The sequence below is a fragment of the Halomonas sp. HNIBRBA4712 genome (assembly GCF_043558675.1).
GTDB lineage: Bacteria > Pseudomonadota > Gammaproteobacteria > Pseudomonadales > Halomonadaceae > Vreelandella.
Map to the genome: position 1 here is coordinate 58,469 of NZ_JBIFXR010000010.1, position 19,147 is coordinate 77,615.

Here is a 19,147-nt window from a genome sequence, read left to right on the forward strand (position 1 = left end):
GCCGCTGGCCGATAGGTATTCGTATAGCTCGTATAATGAGCCAGTTTATCAAAAACCCCTTTTGCGAAGAGAAGGAACTAGCCGGTGTATACCCGCCTTTTAGCAGCAACGACGCGCGCCGGATGCGCCTTGGGGACGGGGCTTTTGAGTCTTGCACTCAGCGGCTGTTTCTACGCCAACACCTCCCAGGCGCCGATCGCGACCACCTACCCCTACTCCGAGCAGCAGCGCATGCAGGCCGCCCACCACTGGGAGATCCTCGCGCGCCACGAGGCGGGCCAGATTCTCCAGCGCGAGCGCGTGCGCTTTCGCGACCTGCACATTCGCGCCTCCCAAGCGGACGGTTACGTGCCCTACAGTGGCGGCGAGTTCGATCGCGGGTTTCGCACGCTGCTGACCAGCGAACTGGTGACTCGGGGCGCCAACGTCACCACCGCCGCCGGCGACAACAGCGTCGATGTCGTGGTCGGCGTCGAGATCGTCGAGCATCGCGGGCGCGGCTTCGTTCGCCCGCCGGTGGGAGCCTTCACCGCGCTCACCGCCGGGGTCGCCGTGGCGACCATTCCGATCAATCACTGGGCGGAGCCGGCGCTGGGGCTGATTCCCGCCGGTATCGCGGCGGACGTGGTCAGCGGTAGCTGGACCTACACCGGCAATGAAGAAGTCATCATCACCACCCAGGTCATCGACCAGGATCGCATTCTCTACTCGTCGTCCAACATCTACTACATCAACAAGGACGACCGGCGCCAGTACGCGCCGCCGCGGGTACACTACCCGGACCCCGCCATTCCACTCACCGACACCTGGTAAGGCCATGCCCATATCGATTTCTGATTTCTCTGGGGCTCTTCTACGACGCGCCCTGCCGCTGCTGGGAGCGCTTCTACTGGCCGGGTGCGCGAACATGAATCAGCGCGGCCCCACGCCACCGCCCCCGCCGCCGACCCTTTCAGAGCTGGCCCACGAAGCGGCGGCACAGATGGTTGCCAGCAACCCGGCGATGACCCGCTACAGCCCGATGATCGCGGCCACGTTCGTCAGCATCGATAACCTGACCCAATCCTCGACCTTTGGCCGTATCAGCTCGGAAATCATGGCATCGGCCCTTGCCCAGCAAGGCATGCAGGTGCGCGAGGTCAAGATGCGCGACAGCATGTTCATCGAGGAGAACGTGGGCGAGCTGATTCTCTCGCGCCAGGTAGCGCGGCTAAGCTCACAATCCAACGCCCGCTCGATTCTGATGGGCACCTACGCCCAGGGGCAGAACACTATTTATGTCAGCACCCGCGTGGTGCGCGCCGGCGACGCCATGGTGCTCGCCACGGCGGACTTCCAGCTCACCCTCGACAACGACCTGATGAGCCTGCTCGAGGACCAGGGCGGCTGGTAGGTTGGTTTTTTTACGAGTTAAAAAAGCGGCGCGCTACCCGGTAGCGCGCCGCTTTTTTTATCAATGAATGAAGACTGGAAAGAGGCTTGTCAGTCACTCATCTTGAGCAACGTTTTCTCGTCTCTGTTTCGTCCACTCTGGGGCCGCCGCACGCCGGTAGGCGCTATACGCCCCCCACCACACCGCAAGCCAGAAAGCGTAGAACATCGCCCCACTGTTATGGGCCAAAAACGTCTGCGACAAGCCGAAGTCGATATAGGCCACTGGCAGGAGCGTGCCCGCCACCGCCAGCGAGCGAACGCGATAGTCCTCGTGCGCAAGCCCGGAGGCGAACAGGCGCATGGGCACCAGATAGAGCGCCAACAAAATGATAAGGCCCACCACCCCGCGCTTGGCGGTGGCGTCGATAAACTCGTTGTGGGCGTGGTCGAAGCCGGTGGCTGCCGGGCTGATCACCCCGCGCTCTCCAAGCGCGACCATGGCCTCCACGTAGCCGGTTTCGCCCCAGCCAAGCAGTGGGCGCTCGGTGATCAGCTCCCCCGCGCCGCGCCACATCTGAAAACGAAGCCCGAGTGAAGTATCGCGCTCGCCGCCGCCCAGGTACTGGGTCACATCGTTCACCCCGGCCTGAACGCGGGTTTGCACCCCGGTTTGAGGAATCGCGTACATCGCCACGGCGATCACCAGTGCCGCAGCCACCGCCGCGCCCTTTACCTTGAGCGAGAGCGCCCGGCCATAGCCGCGATAGAGCACGAAAGCGATGAACGGAAGCCCGATCCAGCCGCCGCGGCTGCCGGAGAGAAGCGATCCCAGCATACCCAGCAGCGCCCCGGCGAGCAGCAGCGCCACCCAGCGCCACCGGCGCGGTTGCACGAAGGCAAACCCCAGCCCCGCCAGACACAGAACGCCCATCAGCATGCTCAGGTTGCCAAACTGGATCACGTGCAGGAAGCCGCCGGCGCGGGCCACTTCCATCACCAGGTTTTGCCACAGCGCCCAGCTCCCCGCGCCGATCGCCCCCAGCGCCAGCCCCGCCCAAAGCAGAGCGAGTTTGGGCGGGTAGCGCGCGATCAACAGCAGCACCGGCACCGCGAGCAGAAACCGCGAAGGCCGGTCGAAGCCGCGAAGCCCCGAATCCAGCGTCGAAAGCAGCCCCACGCCCAGCCCGTACAGCAACAGCACGGCGATGATCTTTCGATCCGCCGCGTCAAGGCGCGAAGCCGGCTCGAACAGCAGCGTCGCGGAGGTCAAAAGCAGCACCCCCGCCCCCAGCGAGTAGCCCGAAGGCACCACCAGCGCCAGCGCCCCCATCGTGAAAACCGCCGTGTTGATGACCGATTGACGCCAGGGGGATCGAGCCTTCGAGGGATGATTCATGCGTAAGACCTGTGAGGGGCACGCCGGTGCGCGCCGGTGCTTCATTACGTAAACAAAGCGCCAGCCTCGCGGGGCTGGCGCTTTTACTTTCAGAGCGTGTCGCCTTACGGCGTGCGCTCGTACACCTCGGCGGCGGCGAAATCACTGCCTGCCTTGTCCTTTTCGGAGAGCGCGAACTCGACCGGAAGCTCAGGCCACTCGATGCCAAGCGTTGGGTCGTCGAAGCGAATGCTGCGCTCGGAGGCCGGGTGGTAGTAGTCGGTGGTCTTGTAGAGAAAGTCTGCCGTTTCGGACAGGACCACGAAGGCGTGGCCGAAACCTTCCGGCACCCAGAGCTGGCGATTGTTCTCGGCGGAAAGCTCGACGCCGATCCACTTGCCGAAGTGCGCCGAGTCGCGGCGTAAATCCACCGCCACGTCGAAGACGCTTCCCTGGGTGACCCGCACGAGCTTGCCCTGGGGCAGCTCGAGCTGATAGTGAATGCCGCGCAGCACCCCCTGGCGCGAGCGCGAATGGTTGTCCTGGACGAATTCGCGGGTGCAGCCGGTGGCCTCTTCGAAGGCTTTCTGGTTGAAGCTCTCCATGAAAAAGCCGCGTTCGTCGCCGAACACCTTCGGCGTGAGGATGACCACGCCGGGTAGTGACGTTTGTTCGACCTGCATCAGTGACTCCCCTCGGCGTCCAAACGGTTGAGCAAATACTGACCGTAACCGGTCTTGGAGAGCGCGTTGGCGCTTTCGCGAAGCGCTTCGTCGCTCAGCCAGCCCTGGTGCCAGGCGATCTCCTCGAGACACGCTACCTTCAATCCCTGGCGGTGCTCGATAGTCTGTACGTACTGGCTCGCTTCCAGAAGGCTATCGTGGGTGCCGGTATCGAGCCAGGCAAAGCCCCGGCCCAGGCGCTCGACGCGCAGATCACCGCGCTCCAGATACGCGTTGTTGATACTGGTGATCTCCAGCTCGCCGCGCTCGGAAGGCTCGACTTTTTTTGCGATCTCGACCACGTCGTTGTCGTAGAAGTAGAGCCCGGTCACCGCGTAGGGCGACTTCGGCTTTTGGGGCTTCTCCTCGATGGAAATGGCAGTGCCCTGGTCGTCGAACTCCACCACGCCGAAGCGCTCCGGGTCCTTGACCAGGTAGCCGAACACCGTCGCCCCGCTCGGCTGTTCGCTTGCGCGCTTGAGCTGCTCGGAGAAGTGCTGGCCGTGGAAGATATTATCGCCCAACACCAGGCAGACCGGGGAGTCGCCGATGAACTCTTCACCGATGATAAACGCCTGGGCCAGGCCGTCCGGGCTTGGCTGCACGGCGTACTCGAAGCGCACGCCGAAAGCGCTGCCGTCGCCCAACAGGTTCTGGTACTGGGGTAAATCTTCCGGTGTGGAAATAATCAGAATTTCGCGGATACCCGCCAGCATCAGCACCGAGATCGGGTAGTAGATCATCGGCTTGTCGTAAATCGGCAGCAGCTGTTTGGAGACGCCGCGGGTAATGGGGTGCAGCCGTGTGCCGCTGCCCCCGGCCAGAATAATACCTTTACGTTGCATGGTGTCCTTCCTTGCTCAAGGCTCGGCTTAACGCGAGCTTGCGATTTCTTCCACGGTCAGCGCCACCTGACTTTGCCAATCGGGTAGCGTAATACCCAGCGCTTTCTCCAGTTTACCTACATCGAGGCGGGAATTCAGCGGGCGGGTAGCGGGCGTGGGGTATTCGCTGGTGGGAATGGCGCCCACGCCCTGCTCGGTGATCGCAAGCGCAAGGCCTACCTTTCTCGCCTGCTGGAAGATTTCGCAGGCAAAGCCGTGCCAGCTGGTGTGCCCGCGCGGCGCCAGATGGTAGACGCCGCTTTTCAGGTCGCTGCCATCCGGGCTCAGCCACTTGGCCAGCGCCTGCTGGGTCACCAGTGCGATCAGCCGCGCCGGTGTGGGCGCGCCCACCTGATCACTAATGATGGAAAGGCTTTCACGCTCACCCCCCAAACGCAGCATGGTGCCCAGAAAGCTCTTGCCGAAGGCGCTGTAGACCCAGCTGGTGCGGAAAATCAGGTGGCGGCAGCCGCTGTCGATCACCGCCTCGTCGCCGGCGAGCTTGGTCTCGCCGTAAACGTTTTTCGGCCCGACCGGGGCGCTCTCCTGCCAGGGCGTATCGCCCTCGCCGGTATAGACGTAGTCCGATGAGTAGTGCACCAACAGCGCATTATGTTTGGCGCAGTGCGCGGCCAGCTGCGCGGGCAGCGAAGCGTTCAAACGCGTGGCCGCCGCCTCGTCGGACTCCGCGTTGTCCACCGCCGTGTAGGCCGCCGCATTGACGATCACGTCGGGCTGGTGCTCGACCAGGTACGCATCCACCGCCTCGGGCTCGGCCAAATCCAGCGCCCGGCGCGTCGGCGCGAGTAGCTCACCGAACGTCGCCAGCTGGCGTTTGAGCTCAAAGCCCACCTGCCCATTACTACCGGTAATCAGGATCTTCATGGTTAAATCCTTTTAAATCAGAATGATCGGTGATTGCTTTTCCTGTCAAAGGCTCCCCAGCCGCTCACCCTGGTAGCTGCCGTCCTGTACCCGCTGCCACCACTGGCGGTTATCCAGATACCACTGCACGGTTTTACGCAGGCCGGTTTCGAAGGTTTCTTCCGGGCGCCAGCCAAGCTCGCGCTCGATCTTGTCGGCGTCGATGGCGTAGCGCAGGTCGTGGCCTGGGCGGTCGGCAACAAACGTGATCAGCTTGCGGTAGGAGCGCTCGCTGGGCACCAGCTCCTGAAGCAAATCGCACAGGGTTTCGACGACTTCCAGGTTGGTTTTTTCGTTGTGGCCGCCAATGTTGTAGGTCTCGCCTACCTCGCCTTCCAAAGCGACTTTCACGAGCGCCCGGGCGTGGTCTTCCACGTACAGCCAGTCGCGCACCTGCTGGCCGTCGCCGTACACCGGCAGCGCCTTGCCCGCTAGGGCGTTGAGAATCATCAAGGGGATGAGCTTTTCCGGGAAGTGGTACGGCCCGTAGTTGTTCGAGCAGTTGGTGACCAGCACCGGCAGCCCATAGGTGCGCTGCCAGGCGCGCACCAGGTGGTCGGAACTCGCCTTGCTGGCGGAGTACGGCGAGCTGGGGGCGTAGGGGGTCTCTTCGGTGAAGAGATCCTCCGGGCCTTCCAGGTCGCCGTACACCTCGTCGGTAGAGATATGGTGAAAGCGGAACCCGGCGGCTTTTTCGGGGGCGCGCTCTTTCAGACCGTTCCAGTACTGGCGCGCCGCTTCCAGAAGCGTATAGGTGCCGACGATATTGGTCTGGATGAACGCCGCCGGCCCGTCGATGGAGCGGTCGACGTGGGACTCCGCCGCCAAGTGCATAACCACATCCGGCTGGTGGCGCTCGAACACCGCCTGCATTTGGGCTGCGTTGTTGATGTCGACATGCTCGAAGGCGTAGCGCTCGCTGCCTTCTACCTCGGTCAGGGATTCGAGGTTGCCGGCGTAGGTCAGGGCATCGACGTTGACCACGCGGTGATCGGTCTGCTCGATCAAATAGCGCACCACGGCGGAGCCGATAAAGCCCGCACCGCCCGTTACCAATATGTTCATCTCTGCTCCTGAATCAGGTCACGCCACGAGCGCCTCGAAAGCGCCTTTGGCCCGCTGGAATAATAGCGCACACCATACCAGAAACTCGCGCATTTAGGCATGAGCCGCACCCCGCCCGCCTCGACGGGTTTTACCCCGGCGTCACGTTAGGGTAAAACGGTTTGAAAATAACTCTAAAAGGAAAAGCCCCATGAAACGCGCCTTGGCGATGGCTTGGCTGTTACCCGGCGCCACCTGCGCCGCTACACCTACGTTGATTTCTCCCATGATCGACGGGATGCGCGCCTGCCCTAGCGCCATCGAAGATACCACGCTGACCACCGGCGAACAGGCCTGGCAGGCGTGCCTTGCGCGCGAGGAGAGCGCTGCCTCGTTGATCGACGAACGGCTCGCCGAGCTTGGCCCGGCACTTAGCGCCGATGGCCGGTTCGAGCTGGGTTACACGCTGGGTATGCCGCTGCTCTCCTACGTCAGTTTCGATCAACGCCAGGACTCGCCACGGATGTGGATCGACCGCGAGCTGATTCGCCAGGATTTACGAGTGATCCGCGATTCAAACCGCGCGCTGGTATTTTATCTGTTCGGCAACCACTTCGTGCTCGACGACCAGGCTGAAGCGGCCGCCGTCAGCGCCCAGGACCCGCGCAGCCTGATGACCCTGGCGGATGGCCGCTCACCGGTCGACAACTACTTTTCGTCGTCGATCTACCCCTGGTCGCTGGGCGATGACCAGACACGCTACCAGCGTGCCCGCACGCAGGCGATGGAAGCGGTTCTCGACGAAGTGTGCCAACTTCCCCAGGTGGACCGGGACAAGATACGCGCGGTGACCACGCTGGGCGAAACCCACCACTTCTTCACCGACTTCATGGGCGGCATGGGGTATGACCGGTCTTTTGAGGTCACCGATTACAGCGAACACTCCCAAGTGCGCTTTCGCCAGTGGCTCGAAACGAAGTTCGGCTCGATAACGCGCTTGAACGCCTCGCTCTTGTCCTCGTTCGAAAGCTTCGAGGAGATCGACGCGCCTTCGAAGGATATTGCCTCGCAGCCGCTCGAACACTATTTCGAGCATTACGACGTGCACGCGATCGGTACGATCCCCTTCTACGGCTGGGCCTATAGCGAAAACGGCACAACGTTCGATATTCTCGTTTATTTGAACGGGCAGTATTTGGGGCAGGCAGATACGGCGCTGACGCGTCTTGACGTGGCCCAGGCCATCGAGGGCCTCGAGGATTCCAATGTCGGCTATCGGTATGAGCTGGATTTTTCCACTTTGCCGCCGGGGATTCACACCGTCGATTTGCGTTTTTCCACCCCCGAGGGCACCAGCCCCTTGAAAACCTACTCCCTGGCGGTGATCGACCGCCAGCAGACGACGCCCGAGATGATCACCGGCTACACGCTGCCGCCCACGCAGACCGTAATTCCCGAGTCACTGCGGTACTGGCCGGACTACCCGCCCACCGACACCACCGTGTACTACAACCCACTGGCCGCGCTCTGGAACGAGTTCCGCGAGTATCAGGTGCAGCACGAAATCGAAACCCACGCGGACCTCATAAGCCAAAGCTGCTTCGAGCCCGAGCAGGTCTTCTCCCACCAGATCGCCCCGGCGTTCAAGGGCTCTTGGAACCCGCAGCTGTTCGCCGCCGACGCCTCGCTCGAGGCCAACCCGCACTACGCCCAAGGCATCAACCTCTATGGCGGCATCGTCTACGGCAATTATTTCTTCGACTGGCTAGAGGAGAAGGGCCACAGCCGCTACGGCGTGCCGGAAATGCATCCCATGACCGATATGGCGCCAGAAGCGTTGGCTCAGGCTTTGATACGCCACCACGACAGCGGCGCGGTTTTCCTTTCGCCCTACTTCGTGTCGATTCTGGATGGGCGCTTTGGCACCGACGAAGAGCACGGCAAGTTCATGGTGCGCGAGGACAACCCGGATTACGGCTCGGCGCAGTACGTCGAGGCGATCAAGCGGGTGATGAATGCCCCGCCGCCCTGAGGCAGCGGGCCAAAGCCCTCACCGGGCTAAGAGCGCGGCTCGCCCTTCCAGCGCGCCAGGCGCGGTTTGAGAAAACGCAGCAGCGGCGCCTCGACCAGCGCCCACGACCCCCAAGCCAGCAACACCGAAAGCAGAAACGCGATGGGCAACGCCCATGCCCCGTCGATCAAGGGGTCGAGCCACAAGGGCGGCAAATTGTGAAACAGATACACCCCGAAACTGATCGTCCCCAGAAAGGCAAGAGGCCTGGAAGAGCGGGTGATCAAACGGCTGTGTAGCACCGCCCAGAACAGTAGCCCAAACAGCAGTACCATTACGCCGCGAAAGTAAAACCCGGAAAGCTCAAAAGTCAGCTCGAGAAACGTTTGGTAAAAGAAGCCGCTGGCGATGATGACAGCCATCAACGCCAGTGCCAGCCAAGTAAAAGCGTGGGAAGCTTCGACCTCGCGGCGGTGCGCCAGTTGGCCGATCACCCCGCCCAGCCAGAACGCAAACAGGTGCAGCGGAAAGACCCACAGCTCGATATACCCGTCGCGCCACTCGATCAGCGGTGTATGCAGCGTCGCAACCGCCACGCCCATCAACGCCACCACCTGCCATGCGCGGGGCGTCAGCCGGGGTAACAACGCGACGAGCGCGAAAAAGGTAAAAAAGACCGGCAGCGACCAGAACGGCGGGTTGAGCGCGAAAGCGGTAGCTTTATCCGGCACGGTGAGGAGAAACGTCAAATGATGAAAAAGCAGCCCGGGCCAGCTCGAAAGCGGCGGCCACTGAGTGAGCAGGTACGCTATGACGGCCACCAGGTACGCCGGGTAGAGGCGAACCAACCGCTTGGCCAGGTAGTGAAGCCCACGGCTGCGCTCCCAGTTCAGCGCATAATAACCTGCCACGATGAAAAAGCAGCCCGTACCGTTACTATAAAACGAAAACTGATAATAGTGGCCAGCATAGTGACAAGCTACTACAAGCAGCGCTCCAAATACTTTGATCAAATACAGCGCGTTGAAAATAGGGGGGGACATAAATGACCATCAGCAAAAAAAGACACGCCATATACCATACGTATAATGACTTTATTTAAAAAAAGACCACCACCTAAGCGCCTAGACAGAGTGCTAAATCTTCAAGTGTTTGGACCAGCAGCTTTTAAGGTCGACAAAAAACGCTACTAAAGCCTCCTTTCACAAACCATAATAAAAATTATGAAAACCACACTCTATCACACGGCACAATAACAAGCCTTATAGGCTAAAAATACTCGTAAGTCTCGGTAAAGCCCATTAGTGCTGGTGTTCACCGCCTATCGGGTAAATTCATATTTACCATATTTTTACCACTCCAATGATTTTTACTCAGCCTTTACGAAGCATGGATGTTGCTATACCAAACTGACGCCAAGCTTTTGTAAATCGACGTTTAAATTTCCAAGCTCATTCCTGCCGTTCAGGCTAACCGCCCCCAGGGAACGACTGTTTTTATAAAAAAAGCATCCCAAAAGCTAGAATCAAGCTCAACTTCCGAGATGCATCTTATATGACTAAGGGCTTCGAAACACTTTTTTGAAGCCTGCTAGTGCGTTTTTTTCTTAGGCAACTCATCCTTCAGTGCATTGGCATAAGCGGTGCGCGCTGTTTGCGCAATGGCCAGCTGCTGGTTGAGGCGCTGCAACTCCTGATCTGTAACGCGTAGATTCACCAGCTGATTACGGGCGTTTTCCGACAGCTCATCCAGATTATATTCACGGTTGTCAATAGTAACCGTTTGCGCTTGTTCCTTGGTCATCACGAACTCCATCAAGATAAAAACGACAACATTATATCAGCTTATACTGCGCCACCGAACCAGTTTAATCAGGGTCGGCTAACGCTACGTTAGAGGCGAGCGCGTCAAGCAGCTCATTGATATTCGCCTCAGGAGGTATACGCTGAGACGAACGCGTGGGATGACGCATACCCAAATGCCGAATGGTCTTGGCAGGCAAGATCGTTGACTTTGCGTGTGCCCGACAGCGCCACTCCAAAATCGGCCCCGATGTTGTAGTTTGAACGACCCCCCAACCGATAACGCCTGATCCTTTGGCATAAAGCACCAGACAGTCTAGGGGCTGGTAAAGGCCTTGGGCCTCAAGCATTTCCAAGGGTAAAAAGGAGGAAGAAACCGGCCAGTTTGATGCAAACCAACGTGGTGGGACGGTATGCCAAAAGCAAGACGGCTCTTTAGCTGCCATGCTACCCAATGCCTGTTGCAGCCGCATGCTAAAAAGCCCACGCAAGCGGAGGTGGTAATCCATTCGCGTTCGCAATAATTCCATGTGCGCGTCCACCTCACGAATTTGATTAATATGATCCTGTGCCTTTGCAGTCAACGCCCAGGTTGGATAACGGCGTCCATCGAGCGTAATACTTTTAGGCAGTTTTGACATGAGACCTGACTCTGTAACTTCCAATAAGACATTTTCAATCGGATAAACGTTAAAGCCAAGGCAGGCTAGCTTTGATGTTTTATGCATGGATCGAATGCATCGGCATTCAAAACATACGTTTATACAATCAAAGCACCCACCTTCGAAAGAATATTATTGCGCTGATCGTGAATTTAAAAAAAGGCCCACGTGGGCCTTTTAGAATTAACTGCCTGGTCTCGCGTATGAACCCAGCGAAATTACTCTGGCAATTCGTTCACCAACTCTTCCACGTAGGCTGTGCGCGCCGTGCGGGTAATGGCTATTTGCTGCTTCAGCCGGGCGATTTCCTGATCTGCCTGATGCAAGTGCTTCAGCTGAAGCTTGGCGGCATTATCGAGTTCGTTCAACGAATACTCTACGTCATCAAGCGTTACAATGCCGGACTCTGACATGCTTACCTCCTTGGCGAACACTTAGCTATCGAAATTAAAACTAATATCGTCCTCGTTATTATCGAATAACTTTTCCAGGTCGACTTTCTCATCTGCATCAAGTGCTTTTTGGCGAAGATTATAGAGCTTTTGCAACACTGACAAGCGATGTTCTGACAATAACTGTGTATAGGCAAGGGCTAACGCACCGGACTCAGCAAGCCCAGCCAACCGATCACCTGAAAGTGATTTCAAAGCCGCTTCATGAATATGGTAAAGCCCTTCTACCATCCTGCCTTGCTGATCACCGCTGGCCAACTTTATTTGCCAAGGCACTATCAAACCAGCCTCGTCCAGATGGCTGACCAGTCGGTCGGTTACTTGGCGAGCGTTTTCAAGATTTTGTAGAAATGTTAACGTCTTTTTCATCTGCTCGGTGGGCTTTTTTTCGGCATCGAAAAAGGACGTATCACCGCTTTGAGCCAAGGTACGAAACCCTGGCGCCGCTTCATCTATACACAACACCCATCGTTGGGCTTGGGTATCATTCATCACCTTGAAAGGATAAGCACGATACATGGCGGGGCGATAGCCACCGATCCAGCGCCCATTAGTATGCACAAAAACGTTTTTTCCTCCCTCCAGTGCCTGCAACCCAATCAACTCATAGGTACCGCTATTACGACGTATAAACCCCGTCGGCATGGTGGCCACGAGTTCTGGCAACTCCTCCACTACCACAGGTACCACCGGCTGCTCCAAGGCGAATTCATAGCCAGTGGGAGCAAACCCAGCCTGATAATGTTTGGAAGCTTGAAGAGGAACGTAATGCGACATGATGATAGAGACTCCAAAGGGGGCCATACTACCATAAGTACACAGGACGTCGACCCAGAGGGCCACTTAGAATAAAAAAACCCCGATCCAAGGATCGGGGTTTTGTCTTCTACCCTTGCGACAACCGCGGCCGCGAGGGCGTTAACACATCACCAGCGCCATTAGGCAACCAGAGAAGCGTCGTCCAGACCAGTCAGAGAGTTACCAAAGTCATAAGTACCGATCAGCTGGGCACCTGTAGCAGTGGCAGAACCTGCGCCATCAGCGCCTTGGCCAACAGTGACATCCCAAGCCTGGTACTTACCAGCGTTCAGATTGTCTTCGATCATCAGCACAGAGTTGTAGGTGTTACCTACGAACTGACCGCTACCGATGGTAGACAAACTGGTGCTAGCACCCAAGCCACCGAAGTCGATGTCTGCTGTACCATTCAACGCAGCTACCAGGTTTTCGCTGGTAATACCGTTGAAAGCGAAGCTGTTACCGGCAACGGTAGAAGCAAACTCAACGATAGAAACGCTGTTTGCAGACAGAGCACCTGAAGTGTCTTCAACAGTGTAGTCAACCAGCTGTTGAGACTCGACACTGCCGCTGCTGCTTGTCAGCGTGGTCAGATAAGCAGAGAAGTCGAGCAGATCAGCACCGGCATTCAGATCACCAGTATCATCATCGCTGTAATCGCTATCGAAGTTAACGATAGTGTTATAGCCATTATTGTAACCAGTGAACTGAACGGTTTCGCTACTTTCACCATTGGTAGACAGAACGATGACGTCGTTGCCTGCACCAGCGTTGACGATGTTGCCAGTATTGTTGGCTTCCGATGCCGTACCGGTCAGATCAAGACCGTCACGCTGAGCCAGTACGCTGCCGTCATCGCTACCCACCATACCAGATACGCTGTTGGCTGCTGCTGTAGAACCATCAATGACGGACTGAAGGTCGACAGTCAGTTCAGAGTCATTCGCTTCTTCGCGAATAGCCTGAACCAAGCGCTGGTCAGCCGTGGTGCTCGCGCCAACCTGATAGTTGTTGAATACGTTGATAGCCAGATCGTCAGCAGAGAACTCACCGTCGACCATGGAGCGAATGACCAAGCTGTTGTCCGGGCCAAGCTCGGCTTGCAGCAGCTTGTTCAGCACGTAGTTGCTGTTGATCGCCTGAGCAATACCAGCGTTGACATCGGCCTGAGTACCGAAGACACGGTCACCCAAGATGTCGTTCAGGCTCACGGTGCTTTCAAAGCCATTCTGGTTGGCGACTGCCGCGCCGCTTGTAAGAGCGCCGCCAGTGGCTGCGCCAGAGAAGGCAACAGTGACCTGCGCATTAGCCAACAGGGCAGGAGTGGAACCTACACCTGAAGACAGCTCAGCGGTGTTACCACGCAGGTTGTCGAAATCACGAACACCATCAACTTCCTGAGTGTTAACTACCCAAGTAGCCGCCTGTGCTTCGTTAGTCATCAACGACGCACCGCTGTTGTCGGTGTAGATGGTGTCGTTGCCGGTACCAGAGGTCACGGTGACGCCACCAGCGCCTTCGGTCCATACGGTGTTGTTACCGTTGCCGGCGTTGATGTTGACGTTCTGCTGAAGATCCTGCTGGTTCGGCAGGTTGTTACCGTCGGTACGCACGGCCAGCGTGTGAATGGTGTCGTTACCTTCACCGGTGTTGATCGCCAGCGAGAAGCCGTTGAACTCGGCCGCTTTATCGTGCGAGTAGGCAACGTTGACGGTGTCGTTGCTGCCTGCATCGTTAGCGGTGTTGTACACGTGAGCACGCGCTTCGGCGTTAGGCTCCCAGTCGCCGCCGGTGTTGAGCACGCCTGCCCAGCCGCCAACTGTCAGGTTCTCACCCGCAAATGCGGTCGCATCGAAGTTATAGACATTGCCTACGTTGCCGATGGACAGATCACCCTGAGCAGCGCCAGAGGTGACTTCGATCTGCTGAAAAGCGGTGCGAACCTCGGTGCCTTCGTTGAACGCGCCGTGACCCATGCCAGAGGCGGAGAATACGTTGTCGACTTTACTATTGCGGTCGACTTCCAGGTTCAGCTTCTCAACGACGGTGCCGGAGTTGGACATACCACCGATGGTTACGTCACCCGCGGTGGAACCACGGCCAGCGTTGTCCAAGATCAGGTTGGTTTCGATCAGGTTGCTGGTAGATGCCGGGTCGACCGGAGCAGCATTACCGGCAACCAGGAAGCCGTCTGCAACGGGCTCGATAGCACGCTGGGTGAAGTTGACGTTGCTGAACGCATTGCCAGCCGCATCGGTCACCAGAATTTCTTGAGCAGTGAACGGCAGGTTAACGGTGTTACCCGCAACGGATACTTGCTCGTAAGGCTCGGACAGCGAAACGTTGACGCGACCCAAACCAGCTTCAGAGAGGTCGGCACGCAGTGCTTCTACCAGGCCAGCGTAGGTACCGTCGGTAGAGCGAAGCCCCTCGAGGCTGACAACTTGATCGCCCAGGTTGAAGCTCAGGTTCAGATCAACGTTGGCCAGCGGTGTAGTCGGCGTCTCGGTGCTGACATCCGCGATACGGATCTGCAGCTGAGAGTTGACCTGAGTAGCCGGTGCGCGTACCAGCGACTGGCTTTCGAAGGCACCACGAAGACCCGAATCGAAGTCCACATCGCGCATGCCGAACGTCACGTCTTTAGTGATGTTCAGGTTGGAGCCGTTCAGGTTAACACCAGAGAACGTCATGTCGCTGCGGCTAAAGTTGGACCAGTACTGCTCGACGTTAGCCATACGAGTGGCGTCAAGCACAACGTTGCCGCCTTCAGTTGTGTTGCCCTGAAGAGCTTCGATGTAAACTTCCTGGATGTTTTGCGTCACGGGGCGCGGCGCTTGATTAACACCAGAATCGACTTCGTTGTCCTGAATCATGGACGCTTCGATGGTGTTGCGACCACCGGCACCGTCCAGACGATCGCCAGTAGAAAGGGCATTAGAAATCGCGCCGTTCTGGTTCTGGCCTACATCACCAATAAACGTATCGTCGTTTTCAGTACCTACGATGTTGTCCCGACCTTCGGTCAGAATATAGGTTTCGCCCGGCACACCCGGTTCAACAGGCTCTTCAGCTTCGTATTCAGCAATTGCGGCAACGCCTGCACTTACAGAAGCCGGATCGGCAGTGACGTTATCAAGCAGGTCGGGCAGGGTTTCGTTACTGTAACCCTGAATATCGCTGTTCAGGTAAGCATCGCTGACGGCGATTTTGTTGCGCAGAACGGCAGACGCTTCTTCCAGACCTTCCGGCGCAGGAGACTGCAGAAGCTTCTCACCGATTTCGATCAGGACTTGACCAGCCGGTACGCCGTCGTCCAAACGCTGGTTGATGAAATCAACACCACGCGTGTAACCCAGGCTGCCCTCTTCAAGACCAACACGGCTCAAAACGAGATCGATTTTCTCGTCGCGAGTGGCGTCTTCCGGGAACTGATTAGCGAATGCGCTGGTAGCAGCCAACTGGCTACCTAGAGCATAAAAACTGGGGTTTGCTTCGATAGCCGCTTCAAAGCGCGCCAGGGAAGCTCGGTCCGGCGCATAGTTGAACATGAAGGATGTTACACCTAACAAGTTCGTTTTTTGCTGTGCAGTAATAGCCATTTGAGTTAGAACTCCTTGCAATCTTGACAACGTTGTCGGGCTTCAGTCCTGAGCCACGCTTGGGGACGTTAGCATAACCTCAGGCACCTAACCACTTTGCTGCTTGCGGTTTTGCGATATCGCCGCACGATCATAGCAGTTTTTTTTTATTAGCCAATACAAATTGACTAAAACCGGCAAGACAGCGCTCAGGCAATATGCCTATTTCGCCAGCGCCATGCAAGCCCCTCCCCATAGTCAAAAAGGTTATAAAAAGCATCTGTTTTCTTGCTTTTTTAACGCACGGCGGCTCACATGAAAGGTGACTCATAGTCGCTGACTTACCCTGACAGAGTGTCAGGCAACTACTGCCCCCTGATGCGCTTTTTCAATCTCCTTGCAAAAGTGCGCGCTGGTTGGCACCGGCTCAAGGCGAAAGGTAAGATAGCGCACTTTATCGAACTCGGAGCTTGCCTTGGCTGCTATCCATTTCCATCGCCACTTGCATCTACTGTGGCAATTCACATTTCGCGATATTTCGGGGCGCTACCGGGGGTCATTGTTGGGTTTGGGATGGACCCTATTATCTCCTTTATTGATGCTGGGCGCCTTCACGCTAGTTTTCTACGGCTTTTTCGATTTGAAGTGGCCGGTCGAGGCCACCGGCACCCCGCAGATGGACTTCGCCCTGCAGGTGTTCGTTGGGCTTTTATCCTTCAACTGGTTCGCCGAGGTGGTCAACCGCGGCCCGGTGCTGGTCACCAGCCAGCCCAACCTGGTCACCAAGGTAGTGTTCCCGCTGCCGCTTCTGGCGTTCTCCTCGGTGCTGGCGGCGAGCTTTCAGGCGCTGATCAGCCTGGTTCTACTCATGGCCATTACCGCGTTTCTGGTCGGCGTCAAGGTCACCTGGGTCGGCCTTCCGCTGGTCATCATTCCGTTTGCCGGGGTGCTGGTGGGCATTTCGCTGTGGCTTTCGGCGCTGGGGGTTTACCTGCGTGATATCGGCCCGCTCATGGCGCTGTGTACGTCGGTGCTGATGTTTCTCTCGCCGGTGTTCTACCCGCTTTCCAACGTGCCGGAGCAATGGCAGGGGATTTACCTATTGAACCCGCTGGCGCTTTTGATCACCCAGCTACGCGATGTGATCTTCATGGGCGCCTGGCCGAGCCCCAAGGTGGTCTCGGGGCTCGTGATCGTGGCAGCGGTGCTGCTCACCAGCGGCACCTGGGCGTTCAACAAGCTGCGCGGAGGATTTGCCGATGTGCTCTGAGACGACCCGGTACCGCGATGATGAGGTAGCGATCTTGCTTGCGGGGGTAGGCAAGACCTTCTACCGCTACGAGCGCCCCATCGACCGGCTGCTGCTGCAGTTTAAGGCGCTCAGTGGCCACGCGCGCTTCGATACCATCAGTGGGCTCAAGCCGCTGGACTTGACCATCCGGCGCGGTGAAGTGGTGGGTTTAGTGGGCCGTAACGGCGCGGGTAAATCCACGCTCCTGCAACTGGTGTGCAATACGCTTTCGCCGAGCAGCGGCGAGGTAACGGTCAACGGCAAGATCGCCGCGCTTTTGGAACTGGGCTCCGGCTTCAACCCGGAGTTCACCGGGCGCGAGAACGTATATATGTCGGCGGCGATCGCCGGGCTCAGCCGGCGCCAGGTGCAGGAGAAATTCGAGGAGATCCACGCGTTTTCCGGCATTGGCGACTTTATTGACCAGCCGGTGAAAACCTACTCCAGCGGCATGTACGTGCGCCTGGCCTTTGCCGTGGCCACCAGCGTCGAGCCGGACATTCTGGTGGTGGACGAAGCGCTTTCGGTGGGCGACGGCGCCTTTGCGCGCAAGTCGTTCGACCGCATCATGGCGCTGCGCGACAGCGGCGCGACGATTCTTTTCTGCTCTCACTCGCTGTATCAGGTCGAAAATCTATGCGACCGGGCGCTGTGGGTAGAGGGCGGCGAGATTCTCGCCGACGATAGCCCGTCGATTGTGATTCCGCGCTACGAGCAGTTTTTGCTGGGCGAAAGCAAGCAGAGCCACGGGGTGCGCGAAAGCGCCGCTGAGGAGCAGCGCCGGGTAACGCCAGAGGGCAGCGCGCGGCTTCTGGCCACGACCATTCTAGTGGATGGTAAAGCGCCGGACGCCCGCTACCCGGCCATCAGCGGTGAGAGCACGTTGGAGGTCGAGATTCGCTTTGCCAGCGACCCGGCGCTTGCCTGCCCGGGCGTGGCGGTGACGATTTCGACACCCTCCGGGCAGATCGTCACCAGCAGCGGTAGCTGGGAGGAAGGCGTAAGCCTTGCGCGCGAGGCCAACGGCGAAGGCCGGCTGTCGATTTGCTTTCCCGAGCTTGCGCTGTTGAAGGGCGAATACCACGTGGGGGCGTATCTGTTCTGCGAGCGCGGGCTGCATAGCTACGAGTGGGTCGACCCGGTAGGCGGGTTCCACGTGACCCAGGATAGCGTGGCGCGCGGCGTGGTGCGCCTGCCCCACCGCTGGCAGGCGCACACGCCAGGGAGCACCCCGAATGGCTGAGCCCGCGCTCAAGAGCGCCCAGTGGCAGACCCGCTGGGCCACCCCGGAGGACACCGAGGCCCTGCTGCGCCTGTTCGAGCGCAGTTTCGGCTCGACCATGCGCCTTGACGAGTGGTGCTGGAAATACCGCTTTGCCGAGAGCCCGGGCGTGGTGTGCGTGGATGGCGACGAGCTGGTGGCGTTCAACGGCGGCATGCCGCGCACGGTGTTCGTTGACGGCCAGCGCCATGCGGCGGTGCAGATGGGCGATGTGATGGTCGACCCGGCCTATCGCGGTATTCTGACCCGCAAGGGGCCGTTTTACCGCGTGGTGCAGACGTTTTTTGGCGACAAGGTGGGCGAAAAGCAGGGCCAGCCGCTCGATTACCGCTACGCCTTTGGCTTTCCTCACGCCCGCCACGCGCGCCTGGGCCGGGCACTGTCGCTCTACTGCGAAACCGATGTGATTCAGGCCGCCGCGTGGTCGCCCGCCCCCCGGCGCCACCTGCTCACTACCGCCCGCCCGCTGACCCCGGCGGATGCCCCCACCGTGGATGCGCTGTGGCAGGCGATGCGCAAATCGCTGGCTGACGTGGCCATGGGCGAGCGCGACAGCCGCTGGCTCGAACACCGCTACCGCCAAGTGCCGGGGCGCGAGTACATGATGTGGCTGGTGTATAAACGCTTAACCCGCCGACCGCTCGGCGTTTGCGTGCTGTGCCAGCACGGCGACCGCGTAGAGCTGCTGGACCTGGTGGCGCCACCCAGGTCGCTTGGCCGGGTGGTGGAATGCGCCCGCCACCTGACCGCCCGGCTTGGGTGCCAAACGCTCACCGCTTGGCTTTCGCCCCGCGTGGCCCAGGCGCTCGAGGCCACCCACCCTACGCTAGAAGCGACCGAGGTAGTGGTGCCGGGCAGCCAAGTGAACGGTGAGACGCTGGGACGCGAAGTGGCGAACCGCTGGTGGCTGATGGGCGGCGACACGGATTTCCGCTAAGCCAGGCC

General features: G+C 58.7%; 17 protein-coding genes. 6 read left to right on the forward strand and 11 right to left on the reverse strand.

Annotated features, from left to right (window positions below; all coding sequences use genetic code 11):
* The first annotated feature begins 144 nt into the window (after window positions 1-144).
* Window positions 145-813 carry a hypothetical protein gene (locus tag ACGK9R_RS16055; RefSeq protein ID WP_394583131.1) on the forward strand — a complete coding sequence of 223 codons (669 nt, stop codon included), beginning with the start codon at window positions 145-147 and terminating at the stop codon, window positions 811-813.
* A gap of 4 nt (window positions 814-817) precedes the next feature.
* Window positions 818-1,393, forward strand: a complete 576-nt coding sequence (locus ACGK9R_RS16060) for a FlgO family outer membrane protein (protein WP_394583133.1) — start codon at window positions 818-820, stop codon at window positions 1,391-1,393.
* 93 nt (window positions 1,394-1,486) lie between these two features.
* On the opposite strand, the gene ACGK9R_RS16065 is transcribed toward ACGK9R_RS16060, so the two are convergent.
* The 5 genes from ACGK9R_RS16065 to rfbB form a co-directional block, all read right to left on the reverse strand.
* A complete protein-coding gene (locus ACGK9R_RS16065; protein ID WP_394583135.1) occupies window positions 1,487-2,770 on the reverse strand; it encodes an O-antigen ligase family protein in 1,284 nt (427 codons plus the stop codon).
* Window positions 2,771-2,874: 104 nt separating this feature from the next.
* The gene (rfbC, locus tag ACGK9R_RS16070; RefSeq protein WP_394583136.1) at window positions 2,875-3,432 is read right to left on the reverse strand and encodes a dTDP-4-dehydrorhamnose 3,5-epimerase; all 558 of its coding nucleotides are present in this window, start codon (window positions 3,430-3,432) and stop codon (window positions 2,875-2,877) included.
* Window positions 3,432-4,316 (reverse strand): glucose-1-phosphate thymidylyltransferase RfbA, encoded by an 885-nt coding sequence (gene rfbA / locus ACGK9R_RS16075; protein ID WP_394583138.1) that lies wholly within the window; start codon window positions 4,314-4,316, stop codon window positions 3,432-3,434. The genes rfbC and rfbA overlap by 1 nt, the downstream gene beginning before the upstream one ends.
* Before the next feature lie 27 nt (window positions 4,317-4,343).
* Complete coding sequence (gene rfbD / locus ACGK9R_RS16080; protein WP_394583140.1) at window positions 4,344-5,240, reverse strand: dTDP-4-dehydrorhamnose reductase; 897 nt, start codon at window positions 5,238-5,240, stop codon at window positions 4,344-4,346.
* Window positions 5,241-5,285: 45 nt separating this feature from the next.
* Window positions 5,286-6,344 (reverse strand): dTDP-glucose 4,6-dehydratase, encoded by a 1,059-nt coding sequence (gene rfbB / locus ACGK9R_RS16085; RefSeq protein ID WP_394583143.1) that lies wholly within the window; start codon window positions 6,342-6,344, stop codon window positions 5,286-5,288.
* Window positions 6,345-6,534: 190 nt separating this feature from the next.
* Here rfbB and ACGK9R_RS16090 point away from each other — a divergent pair, with 190 nt between their 5' ends.
* The gene (locus tag ACGK9R_RS16090; protein ID WP_394583145.1) at window positions 6,535-8,355 is read left to right on the forward strand and encodes a beta-galactosidase; all 1,821 of its coding nucleotides are present in this window, start codon (window positions 6,535-6,537) and stop codon (window positions 8,353-8,355) included.
* Window positions 8,356-8,381: 26 nt separating this feature from the next.
* On the opposite strand, the gene ACGK9R_RS16095 is transcribed toward ACGK9R_RS16090, so the two are convergent.
* The 6 genes from ACGK9R_RS16095 to ACGK9R_RS16120 form a co-directional block, all read right to left on the reverse strand.
* A complete protein-coding gene (locus tag ACGK9R_RS16095; RefSeq protein WP_394583147.1) occupies window positions 8,382-9,377 on the reverse strand; it encodes an acyltransferase family protein in 996 nt (331 codons plus the stop codon).
* A gap of 547 nt (window positions 9,378-9,924) precedes the next feature.
* Entirely contained in the window at window positions 9,925-10,137 is a 213-nt protein-coding gene (locus ACGK9R_RS16100) for a hypothetical protein (protein WP_394583149.1), read from the reverse strand.
* 64 nt (window positions 10,138-10,201) lie between these two features.
* Window positions 10,202-10,777, reverse strand: coding sequence for a hypothetical protein (locus ACGK9R_RS16105; protein WP_394583151.1), 576 nt, complete (start codon window positions 10,775-10,777; stop codon window positions 10,202-10,204).
* A gap of 239 nt (window positions 10,778-11,016) precedes the next feature.
* The gene (locus ACGK9R_RS16110; RefSeq protein WP_394583153.1) at window positions 11,017-11,211 is read right to left on the reverse strand and encodes a hypothetical protein; all 195 of its coding nucleotides are present in this window, start codon (window positions 11,209-11,211) and stop codon (window positions 11,017-11,019) included.
* A 21-nt stretch (window positions 11,212-11,232) separates the two neighbouring features.
* The gene (locus ACGK9R_RS16115; RefSeq protein ID WP_394583155.1) at window positions 11,233-12,027 is read right to left on the reverse strand and encodes a SapC family protein; all 795 of its coding nucleotides are present in this window, start codon (window positions 12,025-12,027) and stop codon (window positions 11,233-11,235) included.
* A gap of 161 nt (window positions 12,028-12,188) precedes the next feature.
* Window positions 12,189-15,650: a beta strand repeat-containing protein gene (locus ACGK9R_RS16120; RefSeq protein ID WP_394583157.1), complete on the reverse strand. Its 3,462-nt coding sequence runs from the start codon at window positions 15,648-15,650 to the stop codon at window positions 12,189-12,191.
* Between the two features lie 481 nt (window positions 15,651-16,131).
* Here ACGK9R_RS16120 and ACGK9R_RS16125 point away from each other — a divergent pair, with 481 nt between their 5' ends.
* The 3 genes from ACGK9R_RS16125 to ACGK9R_RS16135 are packed head-to-tail and all read left to right on the forward strand — an operon-like array spanning window position 16,132 to window position 19,139.
* On the forward strand, window positions 16,132-16,899 hold the full coding sequence (locus tag ACGK9R_RS16125) for an ABC transporter permease (RefSeq protein ID WP_394583200.1): 768 nt from the start codon (window positions 16,132-16,134) through the stop codon (window positions 16,897-16,899).
* Window positions 16,889-18,163 (forward strand): ABC transporter ATP-binding protein, encoded by a 1,275-nt coding sequence (locus tag ACGK9R_RS16130; protein ID WP_394583159.1) that lies wholly within the window; start codon window positions 16,889-16,891, stop codon window positions 18,161-18,163. The genes ACGK9R_RS16125 and ACGK9R_RS16130 overlap by 11 nt, the downstream gene beginning before the upstream one ends.
* Complete coding sequence (locus tag ACGK9R_RS16135; RefSeq protein WP_394583161.1) at window positions 18,156-19,139, forward strand: GNAT family N-acetyltransferase; 984 nt, start codon at window positions 18,156-18,158, stop codon at window positions 19,137-19,139. Before ACGK9R_RS16130 ends, ACGK9R_RS16135 begins: the two co-directional genes overlap by 8 nt.
* The last annotated feature ends 8 nt before the right edge of the window (window positions 19,140-19,147 follow it).

Excerpts from the sequence above, each read along its gene's own strand:
- ACGK9R_RS16100 (WP_394583149.1), bottom strand. The coding sequence starts at position 10,137 with ATGACCAAGGAACAAGCGCAAACGGTTACTATTGACAACCGTGAATAT.
- ACGK9R_RS16135 (WP_394583161.1), top strand. The coding sequence starts at position 18,156 with ATGGCTGAGCCCGCGCTCAAGAGCGCCCAGTGGCAGACCCGCTGGGCC.
- rfbA (WP_394583138.1), bottom strand. The coding sequence starts at position 4,316 with ATGCAACGTAAAGGTATTATTCTGGCCGGGGGCAGCGGCACACGGCTG.
- ACGK9R_RS16060 (WP_394583133.1), top strand. The coding sequence starts at position 818 with ATGCCCATATCGATTTCTGATTTCTCTGGGGCTCTTCTACGACGCGCC.
- ACGK9R_RS16120 (WP_394583157.1), bottom strand. The coding sequence starts at position 15,650 with ATGGCTATTACTGCACAGCAAAAAACGAACTTGTTAGGTGTAACATCC.
- rfbD (WP_394583140.1), bottom strand. The coding sequence starts at position 5,240 with ATGAAGATCCTGATTACCGGTAGTAATGGGCAGGTGGGCTTTGAGCTC.
- ACGK9R_RS16065 (WP_394583135.1), bottom strand. The coding sequence starts at position 2,770 with ATGAATCATCCCTCGAAGGCTCGATCCCCCTGGCGTCAATCGGTCATC.
- ACGK9R_RS16110 (WP_394583153.1), bottom strand. The coding sequence starts at position 11,211 with ATGTCAGAGTCCGGCATTGTAACGCTTGATGACGTAGAGTATTCGTTG.
- rfbC (WP_394583136.1), bottom strand. The coding sequence starts at position 3,432 with ATGCAGGTCGAACAAACGTCACTACCCGGCGTGGTCATCCTCACGCCG.
- ACGK9R_RS16130 (WP_394583159.1), top strand. The coding sequence starts at position 16,889 with ATGTGCTCTGAGACGACCCGGTACCGCGATGATGAGGTAGCGATCTTG.
- ACGK9R_RS16095 (WP_394583147.1), bottom strand. The coding sequence starts at position 9,377 with ATGTCCCCCCCTATTTTCAACGCGCTGTATTTGATCAAAGTATTTGGA.
- ACGK9R_RS16105 (WP_394583151.1), bottom strand. The coding sequence starts at position 10,777 with ATGTCAAAACTGCCTAAAAGTATTACGCTCGATGGACGCCGTTATCCA.
- ACGK9R_RS16115 (WP_394583155.1), bottom strand. The coding sequence starts at position 12,027 with ATGTCGCATTACGTTCCTCTTCAAGCTTCCAAACATTATCAGGCTGGG.
- ACGK9R_RS16090 (WP_394583145.1), top strand. The coding sequence starts at position 6,535 with ATGAAACGCGCCTTGGCGATGGCTTGGCTGTTACCCGGCGCCACCTGC.
- rfbB (WP_394583143.1), bottom strand. The coding sequence starts at position 6,344 with ATGAACATATTGGTAACGGGCGGTGCGGGCTTTATCGGCTCCGCCGTG.